Source organism: Exiguobacterium sp. S22-S28, from assembly GCF_043359615.1.
GTDB lineage: Bacteria > Bacillota > Bacilli > Exiguobacteriales > Exiguobacteriaceae > Exiguobacterium_A.
In genome coordinates this window covers 1-6,780 of the sequence record NZ_JBHFFC010000017.1, presented here as the reverse complement: position 1 = coordinate 6,780, position 6,780 = coordinate 1, and the positions used below count along the sequence as shown (strand labels likewise).

Sequence of the window (6,780 nt, the reverse complement as noted above, 5' to 3'; positions counted from 1 at the left end):
GCCTCATCGTTCAGTTTTCAAAGTTCGTCGTGTCGTTTTCAGCGACTTTAATAAGATATCACGGAATAACTTATGCGTCAATCCTTTTTTCAAATTAATTTATCGCGTCGTCGGCGTGTGCCTGTCGACATGTATTAATATACTATCTCGGGATAATAACGTCAATACATTTTCTTTAATTTTTATTGCGTTATTTTTTTCTTCTATAATATGTTGACGTTTTTTATCAATCAAAAAACCGGTCTATTAGACGACCGGTTCATACGTCACAAGTTCTACTCCTAATCCTTTTGTTTGTTGATAAGAAATACGAACCAATCCTTTGCGAATGAAGAAATCAATCAGACTGCCCAAATCTACTTTTAACTCTTCCAAGCGGTCGTCTTCCATCAGCTCGTACATCGTCCAAGGACGTTCGCGTTCCCGCATGACTTCAAACAAATACTTTCCGCCAGACAATACTTTAGATTGCAACAGATGTTCCAAACCGATCAGTGCCAAATGAATCCGTTGCTCTAACGTTTCTTCACTTAATAGTAACTGTTCATATAACTTGTAGACATCCGGATCATCTAAACGTGCCTGTTCCCAAACAACAACTTCCGGATGGGCTCCTTTTTCAAGGACCGACAACCGGGCCAAATGATGCAAGGCATGGTGCACATGCGTGTACGCATCATAATAGTTCCCGCGACTGAACAAATTTCTACCGTCCTGAAAACGACGCAACAATTTCGCGAAGGAAAGTGACATCTGTAAACACCGTTCCGTTTCAGGGAAATTTAGTAACTGTTGTTTTAGTTCCGTTAAATAATCGTTCCGCTCAAAAATAATCGCACCTTCCGAAATCCAGTGTACTGCCCGTCGATTCGCATTTAAAACCAACCAACGTGAAAGCACCTGTTCATGTACAAGATGCAACGAAACGCGTAGCGTATCCAGACGGTAATGTTTAACTGTCCATTCAATCGAGGGGTCACGCGTAATCACTAACAGTAAAACATCAAATTGATCAGTCAAGGAGTCACGCGGTTGTCTTTTTTCAACAGAGATGATTCCCTGTGTTTCCGGATAAGCCGCATACTCCGAGTAAATCGTTCGTGTCGCTTGTTCCATTCAATTCTCACCCTTCTCTATTCCGTACTTGTTACCCTGATCATTCGTCCGTTACCATTTTCGACAAAAAATCAATCGTTCCTGCTTCAGACTAGATGGAACAATATGCTAGACTGACTACAGGGGGAATTCATGTGAAAAAACAACGTAAAAATAAAATAAACCGTGCCCGTAACTTGGCAATGTTCCTTGTTTTCGGCGGAATGCTTGTCATGTACGGCGGTCTTTTGTTAAAACAATTCGAAATCATCATGGTCATTTTAATGCTTGTCGGATTTGTCATGGTCCTTGCCAGCACGGCACTGTATTTCTTAATCGGACTCACTTCTACGAAAGCCGCCGTCGTCACCTGCCCCAATTGCGGAAAAGAAACAAAAGTTCTGGGCCGGGTTGATTTATGTATGCACTGTGACGAGCCGCTGACGATGGATCGTAACCTTGAAGGAAAAGAATTTGATGAAAAGTACAACAAACACAGTAAACGAGCTCCCCGCTAAAGGAAGCTCGTTTTTTTAATGCACGTTTGATTGACACTCCGGACAAGTCCCGTATACCTCAAGACGATGACGGTCTACTTTAAATCCTGTTAAATGTGCCGCAACTGTCTCGACGTCATCCAAAACAGGATAATTGAAATCAACGATTTTACCGCATCCTTCGCAAATCATATGGTAATGACGTGTCGTAACGAAATCAAAACGACTTGAAGCATCTCCATAATTCATCTCTTCTACGATTCCTTTTTCTCGGAAGACCCGTAGATTATTATAAACTGTCGCCACACTCATGTTTGGAAAACGATGTTCGAGCGCACGATAAATTTCATCTGCCGTCGGATGGGTATGTCCCGTCGTTAAATATTCCAAAATCGCATGACGTTGTGGTGTCATCCGAACGCCTGATTCACGTAAAGAGCGTACTGCATCATCTAGCATTTCGTTCGCCACGTCATCCCCTCATTTCTATCTTTCATTGATTATTAGATTGTAATCTTTATAATTAGTCTACCTACATTCTTTCTTTCCGTCAACGGCTCTGCTCTATGTTTGACGGACATGATACAATCATATCGTGATATTTTTCACGTATCAATGATTGGAGGAATCATCATGTCAACTCATGCAAATCGCCCAACTTCTGAAGCTTTATATGAAGTAGCCCAAGAATGTATCGTCGGAGGTGTGAACAGTCCATCCCGTTCGTATAAAGCAGTCGGAGGTGGTGCCCCCGTTTATATGGAGCGCGGAGAAGGAGCTTACTTCTATGATGTCGACGGCAATCGTTACATCGATTACTTAGCAGCTTACGGTCCGATCATCACCGGTCACGGTCATCCACATATTACAGAAGCGATCACGAACGCTTCGCGCAACGGTTTATTATATGGAACACCCCATCGTTTGGAAATCGACTTTGCACATAAACTGCAACAAGCGATTCCTTCGTTAGAAAAAGTCCGTTTCACGAACTCCGGAACGGAAGCCGTCATGACGACAATCCGTGTCGCCCGTGCTTACACAGGACGCGAACTCGTCGTTAAGTTCAGCGGTTGTTACCATGGTCATTCAGACTTGATGCTGATCGCGGCAGGTAGCGGTCCCGCAACACTTGGTTCACCTGACTCCGCTGGTGTCACGAAAGCAACTGCAAAAGAAGTTATCACGACACCGTTTAATGATATCGAGTCTTACCGTCAAATTATGGCAGAATGGGGCGATCAAGTCGCCTGTGTGCTCGTTGAACCCATCGTCGGAAACTTCGGGATTGTTGAACCGCAACCCGGTTTCCTTGAAGCCATCAATGACATTACCCACGAACACGGTGCGCTCGTCATCTATGATGAGGTCATCACTGCTTTCCGCTTCATGTACGGTAGTGCGCAAGAACTCCTGAACATCCGCCCGGACATGACGGCACTCGGAAAAATCATCGGCGGCGGCTTACCGATCGGTGCATATGGCGGACGCCAAGATATTATGGAACACGTCGCTCCGCTCGGTCCGGCGTATCAAGCAGGCACGATGGCCGGTAACCCCGCTTCGATGGCAGCTGGAATTGCCTGCCTCGAGTTGTTGGAACAGCCTGGTGTTTACGAGGAATTCGACCGTCTCGGTGCAAAACTCGAACAAGGGATTTTAAAGGCTGCCGACACGCATGACGTCACGATTACAATCAACCGCCTGAAAGGTGCGTTGACAGTCTACTTCACAGATGAAACCGTCGTCGACTATTTGGGTGCAGAACGTGCCGACAGTGAAATGTTCGGTCGTTTCTTCAAACTCATGCTCGAACAAGGCATCAATCTCGCTCCTTCTAAATACGAAGCCTGGTTCTTGACGACAGCCCACACAGAAACAGACATTGACGAAACAATCGTTGCCGTCAACCGTGCTTTCGCCCAACTTTAAATCAATCATCATCCACTAAAAAGGCTGCTCCGTTTCCGGAACAGCCTTTTTTTCATTCAACAAGCTCTAAGTTTTGAATCGCGTACAGTTCAAAATAGGCGCCGCGTTTTCGCATTAATTCTTCATGACGTCCCATTTCCGTGATCTGACCGTTTTCAATGACGACGATTTTATCGGCATCAGTGATAGTCGAGAGACGATGGGCGACGGTAAACGTCGTCCGTCCTTTTGCGAGACGAGCGAGCGAATCTTGAATCATCGATTCACTTTCCAAATCAAGTGCACTCGTCGCTTCATCCAAAATCAAAATCGGTGGATTTTTGAGAAATACCCGTGCAATCGCCAGACGTTGTTTTTGTCCCCCCGACAATTTGACCCCGCGTTCGCCGACCGGTGTTTTATAGCCGTCCGCCAAACGTTCGATGAACTCATGGGCATTGGCTGCTTTCGCTGCCGCGACCACCTCTTCATCCGTCGCCTCAGGATTTCCCATCTTAATGTTCATTTCGACCGATTCACTGAACAGAATCGATTCTTGCATCACCATACCGATTTGATCGCGGAGACCACGCAACTTCAAATCGCGAATGTCGACACCGTCAAGCGTGATCCGTCCGGAAGAGACGTCATAAAAACGTGGTATCAGACTGACGAGGGTCGATTTCCCTCCTCCTGACATTCCAACAAAGGCAATGCGTTCTCCGGCCTGAACGTCGAGCGTCAGCCGGTCAATCGCTCGTTCGCCGCCTTCTTCATAGGAGAAGCTGATATTTTCAAACTGGACGTTCCCTTTGACACTAACCGGATTTTTCGCATTGGCTTTTTCCGTAATGTCATACGGCTCATCCAGGAATTCAAACATCCGGTCCATCGAAGCAATTGACTGGGTCAAGGTCGTCGATGAGTTGACGAGACGACCGAGCGGTGCGTACAGACGATCAATGTAGGCGATGAAGGCAACCATCGTCCCAAGTGATTCCTGTCCGTTCAGAACGAGGAAGGCTGCTGCTCCGAAAATCAAAATCGGCGCAAAGTCGGTAATCGTCGAGACGACGACATACGTCCGGGCATTCCAGTTCGTTTGACGTAATGCTGCCGTCAAGAAACCATCATTTTGTTTTTTGAACGCCTGGTTTTCATGGGGTTCAAGAGCAAAACTACGGATGACCGCCATCCCGTTGACCCGTTCCGTCAAATGTCCCTGAAGTTCAGCGAGTGCCGCGGAACGATCCCGCGTCAAACTGCGGAGTCGTCCATAGAAGAACTTGACTGCAAGCGCATAAAACGGCAGCGGAATGATGGCGACGAGCGTAAGTTTCGGATCAATCGTCCACATGATTGCGATGGCAATTAAAATCGTAATCATATCGAGCCATAAATTCATTAATCCGGTTACGACAAAATCCTTTGTTTGTTCGACATCGTTAATAATACGGGAGATGACTTCTCCGGTTTTCGTGTTTGAATAAAAGCGAAGTGACAGTTTCTGAACATGATCGAACAGACGGTTCCTGACATCAAATAAAATTTTGGACGCTGACCACTGAGCTAGATATTGCCGGATATATTCAAGCGGTGGTTTGATGACGAGGAAGACGAAGAATCCGGCTCCGATCAAGTACGCCAACTCTTTACTGCGCTCCGCCAGTGGAACCGTCTGATTATCGAGCAAATTATCGATGATGTACTTGTAGAGCAGAGGCAATCCTAACGGAATCGAAAACTTGATGATTCCGACGAATACCGTTAATAGAATTTGTTTTTTATACGGTTTGACGAATTCCATGTACCGCCGGATGGAACCCTTCTTTTTTAACTGTTTTTGTTTCGTTTTACCCATGTGTTTCCCTTCTTTCCACTAAAAAAAGACGATGGCGAACCATCATCTCCGATATCTTGTTTCGTATTCACGATACCACGTTTCCACGAAAGCTGGATTGAATGGACCCTTACGACTGCGGATCCATTGAATCAAAATCTGAACGTTGTCCTTTAGAATACGATCAATCGCTTTCGGATAGTTCATCTCCCGGCGATGTTTCTCGTACTCGTCCTCATCCAAAATCATGTAAGACATGTCCGGATAGACTTTGATATCTAAATCATAATCAATGTACTTGACTGCTCGATCCTTTTCATCAAACGTCGAAGGTGACCCTAAGTTACAGTAATAGTAGATACCGTCTTCACGGATCATACAGATTACATTAAACCAGAGTTCTGTCGAAAAATAACAAATCGCGGGTTCTCGTGTCCGCCACTGACGACCATCCGATTCACTGACCATGATCCGGTCATTGAATCCAATCAATTCTTCTTCCGTCGATTTAAGCACGAGCGTTTCTTCCCAAACTCTGTGTAAGCTGCCGTTATGTTTGAAACTTTGAATCTCAATCTTGCTACTTTCTTTTGGGAATCGACTCATGTGCTACTCCTTTCTGAAGCTTTTTATTCAGTTTTTTCTATACTCTCGTGCTTATTATACCCATTTTCAGAACACATGAAAAACGAAAGGCTACTTTTTCAGGAAAATGACTGGTATTTAACTTGAAAAATGATGCAAGATCGCCTGTTTCCGTTGCTGAAACATCGGTTTCAAAACAAACAAATCCACCAACCATTTCGGAAAATAAGATTTATAGATTAAGTCGTCAATCATATAAACCCCATCATGACGCTCTTCAACACGATGTGTATGACACCATGCGGAGAAAGGAAACGGCACCTTCACTCCCACGTCAACAAACGCATCACTCCCTACCATCGGAATGATCGAATCCCACTTTACAAAAATCGGCGGTACCCCGACATTTAGCTGAATCGTATTGCCGGCATACGTCCGTGTATCGCCGATAGTCTGTACTTTCGGAAACGTCGTCATGCCGGTCAAGGCTTTGGCATCACTTAAAAATAACCAGACTTGTTCCTTAGTCGCCGGCACTTTCGTTTCTGTATAAAAATGATCCATTAGATTTCCTCCTTTAATAAACGGTCAATTTTCATTTGGGCGACGGAAATCGGTTGTTTTTCATATGTCTGTTCATCCATGAGAACGGTCCCTTCCGGTTGTGTCGTAACACGATAGACGGTGATGTCCCAAATCCGGTGCGAAAAGATATGTTTGACACTACCGACGCGTATTCCCGGAAGCTCTTCTGACGTTTCGGCCAAAGGGTATTGCCACATACCTGCGAGGAGTCCTGTATCTGGACGTTGCATGACTGCGACTTGCCCATTTTCCTCATAGACAAGAGCG

8 protein-coding genes are annotated in these 6,780 nt (G+C 45.3%); 2 read left to right on the top strand and 6 right to left on the bottom strand.

From position 1 onward, the window contains the following. Positions 1-246: 246 nt before the first annotated feature. Positions 247-1,116, bottom strand: coding sequence for a nucleotidyltransferase-like protein (locus ACHA8N_RS04800; protein ID WP_147512660.1), 870 nt, complete (start codon positions 1,114-1,116; stop codon positions 247-249). A gap of 134 nt (positions 1,117-1,250) precedes the next feature. Here ACHA8N_RS04800 and ACHA8N_RS04795 point away from each other — a divergent pair, with 134 nt between their 5' ends. Beyond that, positions 1,251-1,613 (top strand): DUF2614 family zinc ribbon-containing protein, encoded by a 363-nt coding sequence (locus tag ACHA8N_RS04795; protein WP_012369565.1) that lies wholly within the window; start codon positions 1,251-1,253, stop codon positions 1,611-1,613. A 15-nt stretch (positions 1,614-1,628) separates the two neighbouring features. Here the strand turns inward: ACHA8N_RS04795 and perR are convergent, their stop codons facing one another. Then, positions 1,629-2,051: a peroxide-responsive transcriptional repressor PerR gene (gene perR, locus ACHA8N_RS04790; protein ID WP_251138800.1), complete on the bottom strand. Its 423-nt coding sequence runs from the start codon at positions 2,049-2,051 to the stop codon at positions 1,629-1,631. 174 nt (positions 2,052-2,225) lie between these two features. Here perR and ACHA8N_RS04785 point away from each other — a divergent pair, with 174 nt between their 5' ends. Further along, positions 2,226-3,524: a glutamate-1-semialdehyde 2,1-aminomutase gene (locus tag ACHA8N_RS04785; protein ID WP_393964908.1), complete on the top strand. Its 1,299-nt coding sequence runs from the start codon at positions 2,226-2,228 to the stop codon at positions 3,522-3,524. Positions 3,525-3,576: 52 nt separating this feature from the next. On the opposite strand, the gene ACHA8N_RS04780 is transcribed toward ACHA8N_RS04785, so the two are convergent. The 4 genes from ACHA8N_RS04780 to ACHA8N_RS04765 all read right to left on the bottom strand — a co-directional run. After that, the gene (locus ACHA8N_RS04780) at positions 3,577-5,364 is read right to left on the bottom strand and encodes an ABC transporter ATP-binding protein (protein WP_147512663.1); all 1,788 of its coding nucleotides are present in this window, start codon (positions 5,362-5,364) and stop codon (positions 3,577-3,579) included. 42 nt (positions 5,365-5,406) lie between these two features. Continuing rightward, positions 5,407-5,949 (bottom strand): nucleoside tri-diphosphate phosphatase, encoded by a 543-nt coding sequence (ntdP, locus tag ACHA8N_RS04775; protein ID WP_012369561.1) that lies wholly within the window; start codon positions 5,947-5,949, stop codon positions 5,407-5,409. Positions 5,950-6,066: 117 nt separating this feature from the next. Then, complete coding sequence (locus tag ACHA8N_RS04770) at positions 6,067-6,492, bottom strand: hypothetical protein (RefSeq protein WP_393964907.1); 426 nt, start codon at positions 6,490-6,492, stop codon at positions 6,067-6,069. Beyond that, on the bottom strand, positions 6,492-6,780 hold a 289-nt coding region (locus ACHA8N_RS04765), incomplete at its 5' end, for an NUDIX domain-containing protein (RefSeq protein WP_393964906.1). The genes ACHA8N_RS04770 and ACHA8N_RS04765, both read right to left, overlap by 1 nt.